Origin of the sequence: Bradyrhizobium sp. 23, assembly GCF_023073295.1 — a bacterium.
GTDB lineage: Bacteria > Pseudomonadota > Alphaproteobacteria > Rhizobiales > Xanthobacteraceae > Bradyrhizobium > Bradyrhizobium canariense_D.
Window position 1 is genome coordinate 7,270 of the sequence record NZ_JADPJF010000001.1, and the last position, 15,485, is coordinate 22,754.

General features: G+C 65.1%; 20 protein-coding genes and 1 pseudogene. 11 read left to right on the forward strand and 10 right to left on the reverse strand.

The features are described from left to right. Together IVB32_RS00045 and IVB32_RS00050 are read left to right on the forward strand one after the other, a co-directional pair. Positions 1–337: pseudogene (locus tag IVB32_RS00045) on the forward strand (DNA polymerase IV); the annotation flags it as partial. Continuing rightward, positions 337–744 (forward strand): ACT domain-containing protein, encoded by a 408-nt coding sequence (locus tag IVB32_RS00050; RefSeq protein ID WP_085351383.1) that lies wholly within the window; start codon positions 337–339, stop codon positions 742–744. The pseudogene IVB32_RS00045 and the gene IVB32_RS00050, both read left to right, overlap by 1 nt. Before the next feature lie 9 nt (positions 745–753). Here the strand turns inward: IVB32_RS00050 and IVB32_RS00055 are convergent, their stop codons facing one another. Together IVB32_RS00055 and IVB32_RS00060 are read right to left on the reverse strand one after the other, a co-directional pair. After that, a complete protein-coding gene (locus IVB32_RS00055) occupies positions 754–1,155 on the reverse strand; it encodes a RidA family protein (protein ID WP_085351382.1) in 402 nt (133 codons plus the stop codon). Between the two features lie 65 nt (positions 1,156–1,220). Further along, positions 1,221–2,066 (reverse strand): cell envelope integrity EipB family protein, encoded by an 846-nt coding sequence (locus IVB32_RS00060; RefSeq protein ID WP_247371940.1) that lies wholly within the window; start codon positions 2,064–2,066, stop codon positions 1,221–1,223. 233 nt (positions 2,067–2,299) lie between these two features. Here IVB32_RS00060 and IVB32_RS00065 point away from each other — a divergent pair, with 233 nt between their 5' ends. The 4 genes from IVB32_RS00065 to IVB32_RS00080 are packed head-to-tail and all read left to right on the forward strand — an operon-like array spanning position 2,300 to position 5,299. After that, positions 2,300–2,767: a RidA family protein gene (locus IVB32_RS00065; protein ID WP_007611287.1), complete on the forward strand. Its 468-nt coding sequence runs from the start codon at positions 2,300–2,302 to the stop codon at positions 2,765–2,767. Positions 2,768–2,772: 5 nt separating this feature from the next. Next, positions 2,773–3,519 (forward strand): glycerophosphodiester phosphodiesterase, encoded by a 747-nt coding sequence (locus IVB32_RS00070; RefSeq protein ID WP_247371932.1) that lies wholly within the window; start codon positions 2,773–2,775, stop codon positions 3,517–3,519. 54 nt (positions 3,520–3,573) lie between these two features. Further along, complete coding sequence (locus tag IVB32_RS00075) at positions 3,574–4,818, forward strand: GNAT family N-acetyltransferase (RefSeq protein WP_247371929.1); 1,245 nt, start codon at positions 3,574–3,576, stop codon at positions 4,816–4,818. A gap of 52 nt (positions 4,819–4,870) precedes the next feature. Continuing rightward, positions 4,871–5,299 carry an HIT family protein gene (locus IVB32_RS00080; protein WP_018455165.1) on the forward strand — a complete coding sequence of 143 codons (429 nt, stop codon included), beginning with the start codon at positions 4,871–4,873 and terminating at the stop codon, positions 5,297–5,299. Between the two features lie 109 nt (positions 5,300–5,408). Here the strand turns inward: IVB32_RS00080 and tsaA are convergent, their stop codons facing one another. From tsaA to IVB32_RS00100, 4 genes are all read right to left on the reverse strand, one after another. Continuing rightward, the gene (tsaA, locus tag IVB32_RS00085; protein WP_018455166.1) at positions 5,409–5,900 is read right to left on the reverse strand and encodes a tRNA (N6-threonylcarbamoyladenosine(37)-N6)-methyltransferase TrmO; all 492 of its coding nucleotides are present in this window, start codon (positions 5,898–5,900) and stop codon (positions 5,409–5,411) included. Between the two features lie 31 nt (positions 5,901–5,931). Then, positions 5,932–6,282: an AzlD domain-containing protein gene (locus tag IVB32_RS00090; protein ID WP_085395617.1), complete on the reverse strand. Its 351-nt coding sequence runs from the start codon at positions 6,280–6,282 to the stop codon at positions 5,932–5,934. After that, positions 6,279–7,019 (reverse strand): AzlC family ABC transporter permease, encoded by a 741-nt coding sequence (locus IVB32_RS00095; RefSeq protein WP_247371927.1) that lies wholly within the window; start codon positions 7,017–7,019, stop codon positions 6,279–6,281. The genes IVB32_RS00090 and IVB32_RS00095 overlap by 4 nt, the downstream gene beginning before the upstream one ends. 106 nt (positions 7,020–7,125) lie before the next feature. After that, a complete protein-coding gene (locus IVB32_RS00100) occupies positions 7,126–8,070 on the reverse strand; it encodes a lytic transglycosylase domain-containing protein (protein WP_247385834.1) in 945 nt (314 codons plus the stop codon). 115 nt (positions 8,071–8,185) lie between these two features. Here IVB32_RS00100 and IVB32_RS00105 point away from each other — a divergent pair, with 115 nt between their 5' ends. Beyond that, a complete protein-coding gene (locus IVB32_RS00105) occupies positions 8,186–9,226 on the forward strand; it encodes a TRAP transporter substrate-binding protein (protein ID WP_346731084.1) in 1,041 nt (346 codons plus the stop codon). A 42-nt stretch (positions 9,227–9,268) separates the two neighbouring features. Here IVB32_RS00105 and IVB32_RS00110 read toward each other — a convergent pair whose 3' ends face one another. Further along, positions 9,269–9,469, reverse strand: coding sequence for a hypothetical protein (locus tag IVB32_RS00110; RefSeq protein WP_018455171.1), 201 nt, complete (start codon positions 9,467–9,469; stop codon positions 9,269–9,271). 76 nt (positions 9,470–9,545) lie between these two features. Next, positions 9,546–9,842 carry a hypothetical protein gene (locus tag IVB32_RS00115; protein ID WP_085351377.1) on the reverse strand — a complete coding sequence of 99 codons (297 nt, stop codon included), beginning with the start codon at positions 9,840–9,842 and terminating at the stop codon, positions 9,546–9,548. Positions 9,843–10,075: 233 nt separating this feature from the next. On the opposite strand from IVB32_RS00115, the gene IVB32_RS00120 reads away from it, so the two are divergent. Next, positions 10,076–10,714 carry an HAD family hydrolase gene (locus IVB32_RS00120; protein WP_085351376.1) on the forward strand — a complete coding sequence of 213 codons (639 nt, stop codon included), beginning with the start codon at positions 10,076–10,078 and terminating at the stop codon, positions 10,712–10,714. A 5-nt stretch (positions 10,715–10,719) separates the two neighbouring features. Here the strand turns inward: IVB32_RS00120 and IVB32_RS00125 are convergent, their stop codons facing one another. Together IVB32_RS00125 and IVB32_RS00130 are read right to left on the reverse strand one after the other, a co-directional pair. Beyond that, entirely contained in the window at positions 10,720–11,760 is a 1,041-nt protein-coding gene (locus IVB32_RS00125; protein WP_247371915.1) for a phenylacetaldoxime dehydratase family protein, read from the reverse strand. A gap of 26 nt (positions 11,761–11,786) precedes the next feature. Then, the gene (locus tag IVB32_RS00130; RefSeq protein ID WP_247409477.1) at positions 11,787–12,803 is read right to left on the reverse strand and encodes a carbon-nitrogen hydrolase family protein; all 1,017 of its coding nucleotides are present in this window, start codon (positions 12,801–12,803) and stop codon (positions 11,787–11,789) included. 196 nt (positions 12,804–12,999) lie between these two features. Between IVB32_RS00130 and IVB32_RS00135 the strand changes: the two genes are divergently transcribed. The 3 genes from IVB32_RS00135 (at position 13,000) to IVB32_RS00145 (ending at position 15,431) form a co-directional block, all read left to right on the forward strand. After that, on the forward strand, positions 13,000–13,956 hold the full coding sequence (locus IVB32_RS00135) for a helix-turn-helix domain-containing protein (RefSeq protein ID WP_247409480.1): 957 nt from the start codon (positions 13,000–13,002) through the stop codon (positions 13,954–13,956). Positions 13,957–14,099: 143 nt separating this feature from the next. Then, a complete protein-coding gene (locus IVB32_RS00140) occupies positions 14,100–14,291 on the forward strand; it encodes a hypothetical protein (RefSeq protein ID WP_247409523.1) in 192 nt (63 codons plus the stop codon). Between the two features lie 114 nt (positions 14,292–14,405). Continuing rightward, on the forward strand, positions 14,406–15,431 hold the full coding sequence (locus IVB32_RS00145; protein ID WP_085351373.1) for an aldo/keto reductase: 1,026 nt from the start codon (positions 14,406–14,408) through the stop codon (positions 15,429–15,431). Positions 15,432–15,485 lie beyond the last annotated feature (54 nt).

The window sequence follows — 15,485 nt, forward strand, 5'->3', positions numbered from 1 at the left end:
CGAGCTCGCCGGCCTGACCGTCACGTTGAAGCTGAAGACCGCCGATTTCCGCCAGCGCACCCGCTCGCAGTCGATCACGGCCCCGACGCAGCTTGCCGCGAAGATCTTCTCGATCTGCCGCGAGATGCTGGCGAAAGAGATCGACGGCACCGCCTTCCGCCTGATGGGCGCCGGCGTCAGCGCCCTGCGCGAGGGTTCAGTCGCCGACGACACCGACATGCTCGACCGCCGCGCCGCCCATGCCGAGCGCGCGGTGGACAGCTTGCGCAAGAAATTCGGCAGCGCCGCAGTGATCCGCGGCATCGCGTATGAGGGGCCGGAAAAGGCGCAGGAGTGATGACAGGCGAACGCGACCTCCACGCACTGCTGAGACACATGAAGCCGGAGATGCGGCCGGGCATCTTCGTGTTCTGCACGATCCCGACGAACGAGCCAGTTCCCGCAGCGCTCAGTCCACTGCTGACGTTTTGCGAGCAGGAAGGAACGACGCTGGTGCTCCTGCGCGAAGAGGCCGAAGCGGCAGGACTACGCCACGCATTTGCATCGTGCCTGATCACCCTGACGGTTCACTCCGCACTCGATGCGGTCGGCTTCCTGGCGGCGATCACGGCACGTCTCGCCGCAGCCGGCATCAGCGTGAACGCCGTTTCGGCGTTCCACCACGATCATTTGTTTGTGCCGGCAGACAGGGCTGACGACGCGATGGTTCTTCTGCGAGAGATGTCCAACGCAACACACTTGTAGCGAAAGATCTCAATCCGCGACAGCCACCGCCTCGATCTCGATCATCCATTCCGGCGCGGCGAGCGCCGAGACGCCGACCAGCGTGCTCGCCGGCGGCTCCATGCCTTCGAAGAAGGCCGAGCGGGCCTTGCCGATGATCGGGCGCAGCTCCGGCTTGTAGTTCACGACGAAGGTCGTGATCTTCACGATATTGGCGTAGCTCGCGCCGGCTGCTTTCAGCGCGTGCCCGAGATTCTGCATCACCTGCGTGGTCTGCGCGGCGATGTCGCCCTCGCCGACGATCCGCCCCTCCTCATCCACCGACACCTGGCCGGAGATGTAAATCGTCCGCGCCCCCGTGGCGGTGACGACATGCGAATAGGCGGGATTGTGATGCAGGCCGCTGGGACGGAGATGATCGAGCTTGGGCATGACGAGCCTCCCGGATGTTTGTGGTTGGGAGGAGCGTAGCCAGAGACCGCGTTGCAGGCCAGCCCTCAATTGCAGGGCTGGCTGTCCTTCGCGTCGAACTTGCCCATCGCGCCCGAAATCACAAAATCGTTGTAATCGAGCACAAGCTGGCGCGAGACGCCGTTCTCGTAGAGCTCGAACGCCATCGCATAGACCGGCGTCTGCTCGCCTTCCTTCTGCTGGGCCTCACGATCGAAATAGCTGACGGTGACGGGCCAGCGCTTGAGGGACTTCATGTGCTCGTCGGACGTCGAGGGATCGGGCGAGCCTTCGCGTTCGGCGGGGATCGGCTGGCCGATCACGGTCAGCGTGTTGTAGACCTTTTGGCCATCGTCGGAGCCGTCATAGACGGAGAGTTCGAGCAGCGACTTGCCGTCCTTGGCGGCGGCAATGATGCGCTGGATCTGTTCGGTCGGGAATACGATCTTGCCGTCGAGCGTAAAGCTCTTCGGGGCCGGCAGCTTCAGCTTGACGTTGATGTGGTCGCCGTCGCGCTCAGCCGAGCCGTCGACCCGGCCGGCATCCGCCTCGTTCATCCGCGTCTCGATCTTGAAGCGGTAGCTTTTGCCGCCGGCGTCCTCCCAGGAATTGGAGCGGAGGTCGCTGAGCGTGACCTTGCCCTCGCCGCTGTCGAGCTCGGAAACCTGGCGGAATTCGGAGGTGTAGCCCTCGCACGAACTTCCGGTGAAATTGTAGAGGATGCGGCCGCGCGCGCTGTTGATCGAATTCGAGCGCGATTTCACCAGGCTCAGATCATAGAGCGCCTGATGCGCGAGAAACGGACCGTTCGCGGCCAACGCCCCGCCTCCGGGGCCGAGAGCGGCCGCCGCGAGCGCCGTCACACCGAGCGAAGTCCGGAAAAGGTGCAGCATGTCTGGTTCCTGAGGAAAGCGCAGATTCGACATTTTAATGACCGTTCCATTGCGTCGCAACTGAGGCCGTTTCACGTAAAGTTGCGGCCTTTGCATTGAACCTCCTGCCCTGCCTCAACAAAATGCCACCCCGACGGTTGCTTGCATGTGGCGGCACGATGGGCGAAACAGGGCCCGCCCGGCCTGCAAGGGATGCGCCGGGGCGGATGGATTTTTGGACAACGAGGTCGGACATGGCGGGCACGGTCGAGCAGAAGCTGGCGGAACAGGGCATCAAGCTGCACGAGGCCCCCACCCCCGTGGCAAACTACGTGCCGTTCGTGCGCACCGGTAATCTGCTGTTCGTCTCCGGCCAGGTTTGCTTCGATCCCGCCGGCAAGCTGATCGCCAAGGGCAAGCTCGGCGCCGGCGTGACCATCGAAGACGGCGCCGCGGCCGCCCGCGGCTGCGCCGTCAATCTGCTGGCCCAGGTCAAGGCGGCGCTGGGCGACCTCGACAAGGTCGTGCGCGTGGTGCGCCTCGGCGGCTTCATCAACTCCGCGCCGGACTTCCTGGACGGGCCGAAGGTCCTCAACGGCGCCTCCGACCTGATGGTCGCCGCCTTCGGTGACAAGGGCCGTCATGCCCGCACCACTGTCGGCGTCGCCTCCCTGCCCGCGGATGCGGCGGTCGAGGTCGAAGGCGTGTTTGAGGTCGCCTGAGGCGAATGCGCGCTCCTGATTGGCTGACAGCCCGCCCGGTCGCCCATCGTGGCCTGCACGACATTTCCCGCGGCATCGTCGAGAACATGCCGGGCGCGGTGCAGGCTGCAATTGCGGGCAATTTCTCCATCGAGGTCGACATCCAGCTCTCCGCCGACGGCGAGGCCACGGTGCATCACGACCATGCGCTCGGCCGCCTGACCGAGGCCACCGGCCCGCTGGTCGAGAAAACCGCCACTGAACTGAAGGCGCTCACGTTCAAGGACACGGCCGAGCGGATGATGTCGCTCAGCGACCTCTGCGCCCTTGTTGGCGGCCGCGTGCCGCTGGTGATCGAGGTTAAGAGCCGTTTTGACCGCGACCGCAAGCTGGTGAAGCGGATGGCCGAGGTGCTCGCGTCCTATGATGGCCCAGCGGTCGGCATGTCGTTCGACCCGGACCAGGTGCTGGCGCTGCGCGAGCTGCTGCCATCCCGCCCCCGCGGCATCGTCGCGCAACGGAGCTATCAGGACGACTACTGGGCTCACCTGACGCAGCAGCAGCGCGACAGCATGCTGTACCTGCGCCATGGCTTTCAGACCCAGCCGCAGTTCGTCGCCTTTAGGGTCGACGACCTGCCCGCCCCCGCCCCCTGGATCGCCCGCAATGTGTTCGGCTGCGCTCTACTGGGCTGGACCGTGCGTACGACCGAGCAGCGGACGCGGGTCGCGCAATATGCGGATCAGATGATCTTCGAGGGCTTCGTACCCTAGGCTTGATGTTTCCCACTCTTGAAGTCGCTGCTGCAATGCACGATCTTGGGCACGATGGCACCATCCGAAATCACCCTTGAGGCCGTACCTTCCATTGGCGAAGTATCGCCGGACGACTGGGACGCCTGCGCCAATCCCGGCGGCAAGTCTTGTAATGGGCATGGCAAGGGAACCTCATCCGGACTTCCAGGGGATTCCCTCGGCCTCTCAAAGCCCGGCTATAACCCCTTCGTCTCCCACGCGTTTTTATCGGCCGTTGAGAAATCGGGTTCGGCCACGATCCGCACCGGCTGGGGACCGCGGCATCTCGTGGCCAAGGTCGACGGTCGCGTCGCCGGCGTCGTGCCCTGCTATCTGAAATCGCACTCGCAAGGCGAATATGTCTTCGACCGCGGCTGGGCCGATGCCTATGAGCGCGCCGGCGGGCGGTACTATCCGAAGCTGCAGGTTTCGGTTCCGTTCACGCCGGCGACGGGACCGCGGCTGCTGGTCCGCGACGGCGTTGACCACGAGCACATCATGGAAGCGCTGGCGAGCGGGTTGGTGGCGCTGTGCGGTGTCAGCAAGGCCTCCTCGGTGCACGTCACTTTCGCCCGCGAGGCGGAGTGGAAGCTGCTCGCCGAGCACGGCTTCCTCCAGCGCACCGACCAGCAGTTCCATTGGCACAACGAAGGCTTTGCGAGTTTCGACGATTTCCTGGCGACGCTGAACTCCCGCCACCGCAAATCGATCAAGCGCGAACGGCGCGATGCGCTGGCTGCCGGGGTCACCATCCACTGCCTCACGGGCAAGGAGATCACCGAGGATGCCTGGGATGCGTTTTTCATGTTCTACATGGAGACCGGCTCGCGCAAATGGGGCCGCCCTTATCTGACGCGGGAATTCTTCTCGCTGATCGGCGAAACCATGAGCCAGGACGTGCTGCTGGTCATGGCACGCCGCAACGATCGCTGGATCGCGGGCGCGATCAACTTCATCGGCTCGGACACGCTGTTCGGCCGCAACTGGGGTGCGGTCGAGCATCATCCCTTCCTGCATTTCGAGGTCTGCTATTACCAGGCGATCGACTTCGCCATCAAACGCGGTTTGGCGAATGTCGAAGCCGGCGCGCAGGGCGAGCACAAGATCGCACGCGGCTACCTGCCGCGGACCACCCACTCCGCTCACTTCATCGCTGATCCGGGCTTGCGCCGCGCCATCGACGATTACCTCAAGCGCGAGCGCGCCTATGTTGCAGAAGCCGGACGGGAGCTGGCCGAGCTCGGCCCGTTCCGCAAAGGCGCCGACGAGGCGCCTTGACGGTTCGTTGCGGCTGGTGACAGTAAGCGCAAAATTCCAGGGAGCCGCCGCCATGACCGCCTACGACCCCGACAACATCTTCGCGAAGATCCTCCGCGGTGAATTCCCCTGCCACAAGGTTTACGAGGATGAGCACGTGCTCGCCTTTCTCGACATCATGCCGCGGGTACCGGGCCACACGCTGGTGATTCCAAAAGCTCCTGCCCGCAACATCCTCGACATCAAGCCGGACGACTACGCCCACGTCGCCCGCGGCGCACACAAAATCGCTGCCGCAGCGATGACGGCGTTCAAGGCCGACGGCATCACCGTGCAGCAGTTCAACGAGGCGGCCGGCGGACAGGTGGTGTTTCATCTCCACATGCACGTGATGCCGCGCCACGACGGCGTGGCGATGCTTCCGCCCGCCAGCCGCAAGGAAGACGTCAAGGTGCTGGAAGAGAACGCGACCAAGCTGATCGCGGCGTTGAAGGCGGGCTGACGCTCTCCACTCGTCATTCCGAGCGCAGCGAAGCAATCCAGACTGCCTCCGCGGCTACAGTCTGGATTGCTTCGTCGCAAGAGCTCCTCGAAATGACGGAGGAGACACTTCACTCCGTCTGAAAATCTCCCGGCTGCGGGGCGGCCAGCGGCGTGAACTCGCAACGATCTGGTTTGATGTCGATCAGCGGCGTGTTGTCGAGGCAATCGAGCCCGCGCACCAGAATCGCGTTGCCTTCGATGCCGACCAGCTTCACGATCGACGTGCCGATCGGATTAGGGCGCACCGGCGAGCGCAGCGAAAACGTGCCGCGGGTCTTCTCGTTGTTCTTAGGGCTTTGCAGGACGATGTCGCGGCGCGACTTGTCGAGCCAGTAAAGCACTTCGAGATTGCTGTAGAAATCGACGCCCTTGATCGCCGGCACGAACGGCTCGAAGATCTCGAGCCGACATATCGGGCCGTCTGTCCGGCCCTGCCGCGGGGTCTCCATCCGCGAGCTCCAGGGCGTGCGGATGCGGCCGATGAAGACGAGGCCGGCATCTTGCGTCGGCGGCAGCTCGATGGAGACTTCACCCTCGCGGAGCTGGTTTTCGCGAACCATATGTCCAATTCCCTGCTGTTCGCCGGCGGTTTTAGCCCAACCACCACTTGCCGGCCAGCATGAAGACTTCGCCCGCGACCACGCCCGCGAAGATCGAGCGGCGGGCCAGCAGGAAGACGACGAGGCCGGCGCCGACCGCACCGTAGCGCAGGGCGTCCGGCACGCTCGCAAGCGCCCCGGGGGGCTCGACCACGATCTGGGCGATGACGCCGGCCAGGATCGCCGTGGCGACCGCCCGTACCCAGACCAGAAGCTCGGAGCCCTCGTCGATGCCGCCGCCGAACCATAGGCCCAGCATGCGCCATATCTGGTTGGGAACAACGCCGGCGACGAACAGCACCGCCAGCGCGTGCCAGTCGCCGATGAGCTGCGCAAAGCTCATGCGCGCACCTCCCGCCACCAATGCACGCCATAAGCAATCGTGCCAGCCGCGAGGCCGCTGACGAGGATGTCGAGGCCGGAGTTCATCTTCGCGGCCAGCGGATACAGCAATATGCCCAGCGCGAGGGCGACGACATCGGCGACCTCGCGGCTGTTGCGTGCGGTCGAGAACAGGAAGGACAGCGGCGTCAGCAAAAGGATCGCCGCGCCAAGCGTCTGGGTCAGATTCGCGGCAAGGAAATAGCCGACCGTGTTGGCGGTGAGACAAACCGAGACAAGACCGAAGCCAAGTCCGTCGACGAAGGCGATCCGGCGTTCACGCGGTACCTGCGGCAGGAAGCGATGGCATTCGACCCACAGTGTCACCGCGGTGAGATGCGCCGCGAAAAACAGCTCGCGCCGTTTCGTCGTCGGCGTGCGCATCAACGGCAGCACCGAGACCACCATCGGAAACAGCCGGATCGCACTGACGGTGACCGCGATCGCTGACTGGACGATCGTCGCGCCGGAGCCAAGCGTGGTGATCAGGATGATCTGCGCCGGACCTGCCCAGACGAACAGCGTCGAGCAGAGCGCCCAGAGCAGGCTGAAATGTGTGTCGTGGGCGAGCGCGCCGATGCCGAGATAGGTCACGAACAGCACGAGCGTGAGGATGGTCTGCGTGATCGAGCGCAGCCCCCACGCAAAGGCGCGCCAGGGACTTTGCCATTGAGGTGAATCGAGCGGAGGAAGCGCCACGGGGAGTCTTGGCCGGGTGAGGAATCGTTCCCGCATAACGGGCAATGCGGCGCCTCGCGTCAAGAAAGCGCACGGCGGGGCTGGCATGCACGCTGGGACAGATGCCCTACCCGCTCACACCGCGATTCTTCAGCACGAAGCACGCCCCGCCGGCCTTGCGGATGCGACCGCAGAGTTCATCCGCCTCGCTCCGCGTATCGGCGCCGATGCGCACCTGGTAGAAGGCGCGCGTGCCGCGGCTGCGCATCACCGAGCTGAGCAGGCTCGGATCACGTTCGCCAATCACGGCGCTCAGCCGCGTGACCGCGCGGGAGTACATTGCCAGCGCCCGGTTGCGGTCAAAGCCCGCGGCGAGCTGCACGCCCCAGATCTTTGCAGCCGCAAGCTCCACATGCTGCTCGAGCTCGGCGACGAAGGCATTCGGCGCGCGCTTCAAAAGTGCCATCAGATCGCGGCAGCTTGTCGGTGGCGCGCTCGGCGGCCCCTTGCCGGTCGCGCCTGCCTTGGCCCACGCATCGACGCTCGTGCCGGTGATCGCAAGAACGTAATTGCGGGTCTGCTCGGGCATGCCGCCGGTGCCGGCGAGCCATTCCTGCACCCGGCGCGGCCCGGCATTGTAGGCGGCCGCCGCCAGCCCGAGATTGCCGAACTGGTTGCGCAGCTCGTTCAGGAATTCCGCCGACTTCGGCAGCGCCTGCACCGGATTGAAGGGATTGAGCAGCCCGCGCTCGCTCGCGGTGCCCGGCATGAATTGCGCGATCCCCTGCGCCCGCTCGCCGCTGCGCGTCACCGGCCCGACCGCATCGGTCTGGAAGCGGCTTTCCTGCCAGATCACGCGGGCGAAGAACTCCAGCGGAAGATTGGCATCGCGCGCCGCGGCCTCGATGATCAGGCAGATCGACTCCCGCGTGTCGCTCTCCCGCGCACCGGGCTTCTCCGGCTGCACAGCGAGTTCTTCGACGCTGGGGATGGCAACGTCGGTCTTGGCGGGCGAACTGTCCCATGCCGCGGCCTGGGTCGACGAGACAAGCAGCGCGGAGATGATGCACATCGCAATCTGCACCCATCGCGCGCAGGCACGGCGGTGGCGCGCCTCGGCGCGGCATGCGACAGTGTGATCAACAATGTTGTGGCATCGTGCCATGGTTCGACGGGTCGCCAATATCATGCTGCCTGACCTGCTTCTCCCAATGCGTTACCCCGCCAAACGGATCCGCGCGATCCTTGTCCTCGCCGCGCTCATCCTGAGCGTCGCGCCAGCCGCCGCGCAGGTGACGTCTCAAGTCGCGTCTCAAGTCAATTGGCGGATGACCACGGAATACCCTGAGAATAACATCTCCGGGATTGGGCTGGCGACTTTCGCCAGCCGCGTCTCCGACCGTACCCACGGCTTCGTGACCGTGACTAACGCCTTCGACAACCAGCTCAAGATCAACTCGGGCGAGATGCCGCGCGCGGCGCTGGACGGCCGGATCGCGGGCGGCGATGCCTTCGCGGGCGCGCTCTCGGGCCTCGACCCTGTGCTCGGATTGTCCACCCTGCCTTTTCTCGTGCAATCGGTGGATCTCGCCCGGGCCACCAATCTGCGGGCGCGACCGCTCTATGAGAAGGCGCTGGCTGCGCGCGGCCTCAAGCTGCTCTATGTGACGATCTGGCCGGCCACGGGCCTCTGGTCGGAGCAGTCGCTCGACGGTGCTGACGACCTGCCGAAACTGAATCTGCGAACCTACGATGCCAATTCTACCGAGGTCATGCGCGCAGCCGGCGCGAACGCGCAATTCCTGCCGATGGATGCGGCGCTCGCCGGACTGAGGGAACACCGGCTGAATGCCTTCCTCACCTCCGGCGACGGCGGCGCGGGACGCAAATTGTGGGACTTCCTGCCGCATTTCACGGCCATCAACTACGCGATGCCAATCTCGATCGCCTTCGTCCGCAGCGACGCCTTTGCCGAACTGTCCGAACCGATGCAGCGCGAGGGGCTGGCGGCGGCGGCCGAGACTGAGCAGAGCCAGCTGGCGCTATTGAGCCACCGCACCATCGAGAACTATGCGCGCATGCGCGACAATGGCGTCCATATCGCCGAGCCGGCGCCTGCGTCCCTTGTCACGGAGCTGCGGAAGGCAGCAACGGGCGCGATCACCGCCTGGGAAACCCGGGCAGGCGCGGAGGCGACCGCCATCGTTGAATGGGCGAGACAGCAATGAGGGAGCGGTAGCGGCGCTCCGCTGGTCTCGCTGCCTACCGCCTTAGTTTTTGACCGCAACCGGGATTTCGCCCCGGATGGCGCGGTCGAGGGCATCAATCAGCGCCTGGATCTCGATAAACTTGTTGCGCGCTCGCTCGGCCGTGTCGCGCACAAAGGGGGCGGCCAGCACTTTCGCATGCGCGTCCCTGTCCTCGATCATGCGCTCACGGGCCTTCTTCAGGGTTTCAAGTCGCTCGCTCATCCGGCCTCTCCTGAAAAAATCGTCTCGATCCCTCGTCCGGACTCGTTGATCGACGAGCGCGGCGAACGAGCAACCCTCAACAGCCGCGGCAGATGTTCTTCAGCTTCGCCGCGGTTCTGGCCTCTTCCGCCACGAACGGGTCCTTGTAGGCAGCACGGGACCCATCGCCTTCCGCAGCAGCGGGCTTTTTTTCCTTCGGAGGAAACGCAGCATCGTAGCAGGCGAGACGTCCGCTCGTGCTTTCGATCGCCCGGCAGTCCGGTCCTGCCGCGACAGCGCCTTGCGACAGTGTGCCAAGTATCAATGTGCCAAGCATCAATGCGACGAGAAGCGCTCTCCGGCGGATCCAGTCGACCAGACGAAATCGAGTCATGCACGCTCCTGCTCAGTCGGCGGGAGCGCTGGTGACCCTCAGTCACCGGTCGATGCCAATGGAAAGGCGGTGATGGCGCGACTCTACGCTTCCCTCCCGCGAATAGCGAGCTTTAAGGGATACGCGGTATTGGGAAGGCGATTTTCGGCGTGACAATGGTTGCGCGTTTGCCTTGGCCCCCGGCCTCGTTTAGGTCTGGCAATAGGCGGCGGTATCAACACAGGCGCGACAATATGGTGACCATTTATTTCGATCTCGACGGCACGCTGACCGACCCGAAGCCCGGGATCACGCGCTCGATCCAGTACGCCCTGGAGCGGCTCAACGTTGCGGTTCCGAGCGAGGACGAGCTGACCTGGTGCATCGGGCCGCCGCTGCATGCCAGCCTGCAAAAGCTCACGGGCAGCGCGGAACTCGCCGACCGGGCGCTGCTGCTCTATCGCGAGCGCTTCAGCGACGTCGGCCTGTTCGAGAACGAAGCCTATGCCGGTATCGTGGACACGCTGACAACGCTTGCCGCGACAACACCGCGCATGTTCGTGGCGACCAGCAAGCCCGCGGTCTACGCCACCCGTATCGTCGAGCATTTTGGCCTGAAACCGTATTTCGAGCGGGTGTTCGGCTCCGAACTCGACGGCACGCGCGTCGACAAGCGCGACCTGCTGCGCTACGCGCTCGACGAAGCCAGGGTCGATCCCGCCAGCGCGATCATGATCGGCGACCGCAGCCATGACGTGGTCGGCGCCCGCACCAACGGCATGACCGCGATCGGCGTGCTCTATGGCTACGGCAGCGAGACCGAACTGCGGGACGCCGGCGCGCATCACATCTGCGCCGCGCATCCCGAGCTGCTCGGCCATTGCGTGATCTAACTCTATCAAGCGGCGACGGTCTCCACCGCCGCCAGCATGCCGGTCTTGGCGTGACAGTTCAGGTACTCGAAGAACTGCTCGTCGGCAGCAGCCACGGTGACCTCGTGGTAGAGCCGCAGTTTTGCCGAGGGGCCGAGCGTCGACAGGTACTTCATCGCGGCGCCGAATATCCTGACGTGGGTCGGATGCGATTCCGCCCACCGCTCCAGCGCCGCCAGGCTCTTCCACCAGCTTTGACCGTAGGAGTTTTCACTCGCGTCCCCGCCGGCTGCAAGCACGCGCATGTAACGGTTGGCGTAACAGCCGATGCCAAGGCCGTCATCGCGCAAGAAATCCATGCCCTCGCGCAACACCGGTTCGACGTCGTCGAGATAGAGCTTTCGTTCCGAGGTTTCGGTATCGCTCCAATCCTGGCCTGATCGGATCAGACAGAGATTGTCGTGCGCCTTCACGCGCAGCCGCGCGCCGTCGCGGATCAGCTCGGGATTGCCGCCCGGCGACATCGGATCGGTCTGTGACAGCGGGATGCGGTCGCGCATGCCGCCCCAATAGGCGTGCTCCTGCACCTCGCCGCTCATGCCGCCGGAGATTGCGGCGACGCCCTCGGGCCGGCCGAGCGAGGAAAACAGCGTCTCGTGCCGCGCCACCGTGGGGCGCAGCACCTCGATGAACGTGCCGATGCCCTCGGGCTGCGCTCCGGTCCAGGCCTCGCGCGCCGATGCAAACCATTTGTCGAACCGCGCAATGTCGTCCCAATAGGCCACCGAGACGACGTTCTCGTAGCCTGCCTGATCAACATATTGCGCCCGGTCCCAATGCGAAGGACCGCCTTCCGCGGCAAACCGCGCCGCGATTTCGGCGAGAGCGTCCGTTGCAGCAGCTGCCGCCGTGCCGCGATACTGAAGGCCGAAATAGGCCATCACGACCCGGTTCACGGAAGGCTTATAGCGCGCCACGAAGGACGGGTATGGCGGCTCGTAATCGTCCGGCACGCGCTTGTGGCGCGTGCGCGGCGTCTCGAGATGCAGAGGAATTGCGGATTCCATGATCGTGCCTCCCTCGATTGCGGCGATCAGCTCGCCGCCGCGGCAATGTCCGTGGGCTCGACGGTGTCGACCGGCAGCGCAAACTGGTCGACGCGCTGGTATCGCTTCTTGTTGAGCAGGAGCCGGGTCACGTCGGGGCGCGAATAGTGCCCGGCTGGATCAGCGGCGTTCTTGGCGACGCCGATGGCGCCAAGATCGATCTCGGCGATCAAGAGGCCCTCCTGGTCCGGCGCGAGCTTATCGCCGATCTGGCTGCCATCGGGGCCGTAGATCGCAGCGAAGCCGCCGCCGGCATGCAGCAGCGCGTGCTTGTCCGGCCGATCACAGAGCTCGTCGATCATCGCTTGCGTGACCGTCGCGCAAGGCGCGAGCACGAAGCAGGAGCCCTCGACCGCATAGACGCGCGAGGCGGCGTTGTTCACCTCGGCGCCGAGCGCCGGCGCGAAAGGATCGTAGAGCGAAAAGCTCGGCCAGGCCGCGACATGGACCTGCTCATTCTGGGCATACATGGCGTATTTCGACAGCGGCTGGAGATGCTCCCAGCAGCACAGGGCGCCGATGCGGCCGATGTCGGACCGCGCGTGCACGGCGAGATCGCTGCCGTCGCCCTCGCCATAGACCGTGCGCTCGGCATGGGTCGGCCGCAACTTGCGGCGCTTTGCAATGGTCTCGCCATCGGGCCCGATCAGCCATTGCGCCAGATAGAGACTGCCGCCGTCGCGCTCGGACAGACCGAGCACGGCAGTGAGCTTGGCCTTGCGCACGGCGTCGCGCAGCCGCTCGGCCTGCAGACTGTCATAGGACAGCGAATTGTCGAAATAGCGTTGCACGAAGCCACGACCGATCGCCCAGGCCGGCGAATCCATCCAGATGTGCCAGGGGTAGCCGGGGATGAAGGCTTCCGGAAAAGCGATCAGCTTGGCGCCCTTCTCGGCGGCGTCCCTGATCAGGGCGATTGACTTGTCGATCGAGGCGTCGAGATCGAGCCAGGCGGGCGCCGCCTGCACCACCGCGACCTTGTATTTCGGATGTTCGATGCCCATTCCCGCCTCCCTTGCCGGTTGATCGGAAGCCAGGTCCGATGCAGTCTATTTGACCAAGCCGGGCGGCGGGCGCTCGACCGCGGCGGAACAAAAACTCGACCGGACGGGATTCACCGACCCGGTACGGGATTTGCCTTCGTCAGTCGGGACCAGCGCCGACACGCGATTTTGCGGGATGTGAAAGGAGGCTCTGCAGATGCCAATCCAGTTCACCACGGACGACAGCCCAGGCCACCGCCGGCTTGCGCTCTGGCAGGATATCGTTTGCGACGTCTTCGTCGGGCTCGACTGCAGGTCCGATCTTGGCAGCGCCTTTCGGGGCACGGTCACCCGGGCGCCACTGGGCAAGGCGGAATGCTCCGAGGTCTGCTCCGACCGTCAACACGTGTTGCGCACGCCGTCGCGCATCGCGCGCTCGGATCAGGACTTCATCCTGATCGCGCTCGGCAATCGCGGCGCCGGCGGCGTGGTGCAGGACGGCCGCGAGGCCGTGGTCAGTCCGGGAGAGTTTGCGCTCTATGACACCACCCGTCCCTACGAGCTGAAATTCGACGGCATCTTCACGCAGACCATCTTCAAGGTGCCGCGCGAGATGCTGCCGCGCCGGCTCGGCGCGACCGAAACTCTTACTGCCACCTCTTTCGGGCCGGACTCGCCACTGCAGAGGATCGCCTACGATTTCATCTACCGGCTCTGCCAGAGCGCGGATCAGATCGATCTGCACCACGCCGCCGCTCTGTCGGAACAGGCCGTCGATGTCCTGGCGATGGCGCTGGGCGAGCGGCTGGGCAAGACGCCGCTGCCGTCCTCGACGCATCGCTCCGCCCTGCTCTACCGATTGAAGGCGCATATCCGGGCTCATCTTGCCGATCCCGACCTCTCGCTGTCCGAGACCGCAGCGGCGCTCGGCATCTCGTCCCGCTATGTCAACGATCTCCTGGCTGACGAGGACACCTCGTTCCAGCGCTACGTCCTCGGTGAGCGCCTCGCTCAATGCAGGCGCGACCTCGCCTCCCCCGTGCTCGCTCACCGCCACATCAGCGAGATCGCCTTCGCCTGGGGCTTCAACGACCTCTCGCATTTCGGCCGCGTCTTCCGCGAGCATTTCGGGATGTCACCGCGCGACTTCCGGCAGAGCCAGTCGCGGCATTGACGTCCGGGCAGCCAATGGCCCGAGCCTTCGCTTCAGGCGAAGGCCGTGCTCGTGAATTCCAGATTGTCAGGTGCTGCAGCCGGGATCAGGCTCTGCACATGAGAACCAACGCCACGATAAGCGGATCGGAAGTCTTGCTCGGCGTGATCGCGATCCGGCTCGCGGTGCTTGTTGCGTTGGGCTGGAGCCTGACGCTCCTGCCGCGGCCGGCGCGCGAGAGCGAGGCCACCTGCCTTCAATCACCAGTAACGGGGGGCGCGGCTCGGCTTCCGGCGACGACGGCCAGCCCGCGCGTGACTGACGCGGCATTCGATGACATGCGTCTGCACGACTAGGCCGTTTCCAAGCAAGGCCGGTATGTGAGCGCGAGGTAGGACACGGCGCAGCCTTGCATTACGATCCGGCAGAGGTCGCGGGGATCAATCAGCGGCCAGCCGAGGAGCAAATCGATGGAATACCGACGCTTGGGCCGCTCGGGCCTCATGGTGCCCGCCTTGAGTCTTGGGACCGGCACCTTCGGCGGCGTGGGCCGCCTCGCTGCGTGGGGCACCACCGACGCGACCGAAGCCCGGCGCCTTCTGGATATCTGCCTCGATGCCGGCGTGTCGATGTTCGACACCGCGAACGTCTATTCGCTCGGCGAGTCCGAGCGCGTTCTCGGCGAAGCCATCAAGGGCCGCCGCGACAAGGTTTTGGTTTCGACCAAGGCGACGTTCCGCTTCGGCGACGGCCCCAACGACATCGGGTCGTCGCGGCAGCATCTGCTTACAGCCATCGACGCTTCGCTGAGCCGGCTCGGCACCGATTACATCGACCTGTTCCAGCTTCACGGCTTCGACGCCTTCACCCCGCCTGAAGAGGTGCTCGCGACTCTCGATGTGCTCGTGCGCGCCGGCAAGATCCGCTACGTGGGCGTGTCGAACTTTTCGGGCTGGCACCTGATGAAATCGCTTGGCGTTGCCGACAAGCATGGCTTCCCGCGTTACGTCGCCAACCAGACCTATTATTCACTGATCGGGCGCGACTACGAATGGGAGCTGATGCCGCTCGGCCTCGACCAGGGCCTCGGCGCGGTGGTCTGGTCGCCGCTCGGATGGGGACGCCTCACCGGAAAGATCCGCCGCGGCCAGCCAAAGCCTGACGTAAGCCGCTTGCCCAAGACGGCCGAGTTCGGCCCGCCCGTGCCGGACGAGCACGTCTATCGCGTCGTCGATGCGATCGACGAGGTCGCCAGGGAAACGGGCAAGAGCGTCTCGCAGATCGCGCTGAACTGGCTGCTGCAGCGTCCGACCGTCTCGACGCTGATCATCGGCGCGCGCAACGAGACGCAGCTGCGCGAAAATCTCGGCGCGGTCGGCTGGTCATTGACCAAGGACCAGATCGCCAAGCTCGATGCGGCGAGCAAGGTGACGCTGCCCTATCCTTACTGGCACCAGCGCACAACTTTCACCGACCGCAATCCGCCGGCGGTGTAGAGACCGGCACGCCGGCGCAGTCCGGCTTGAGCTGCATCAAGCCGGCCCGCGCCG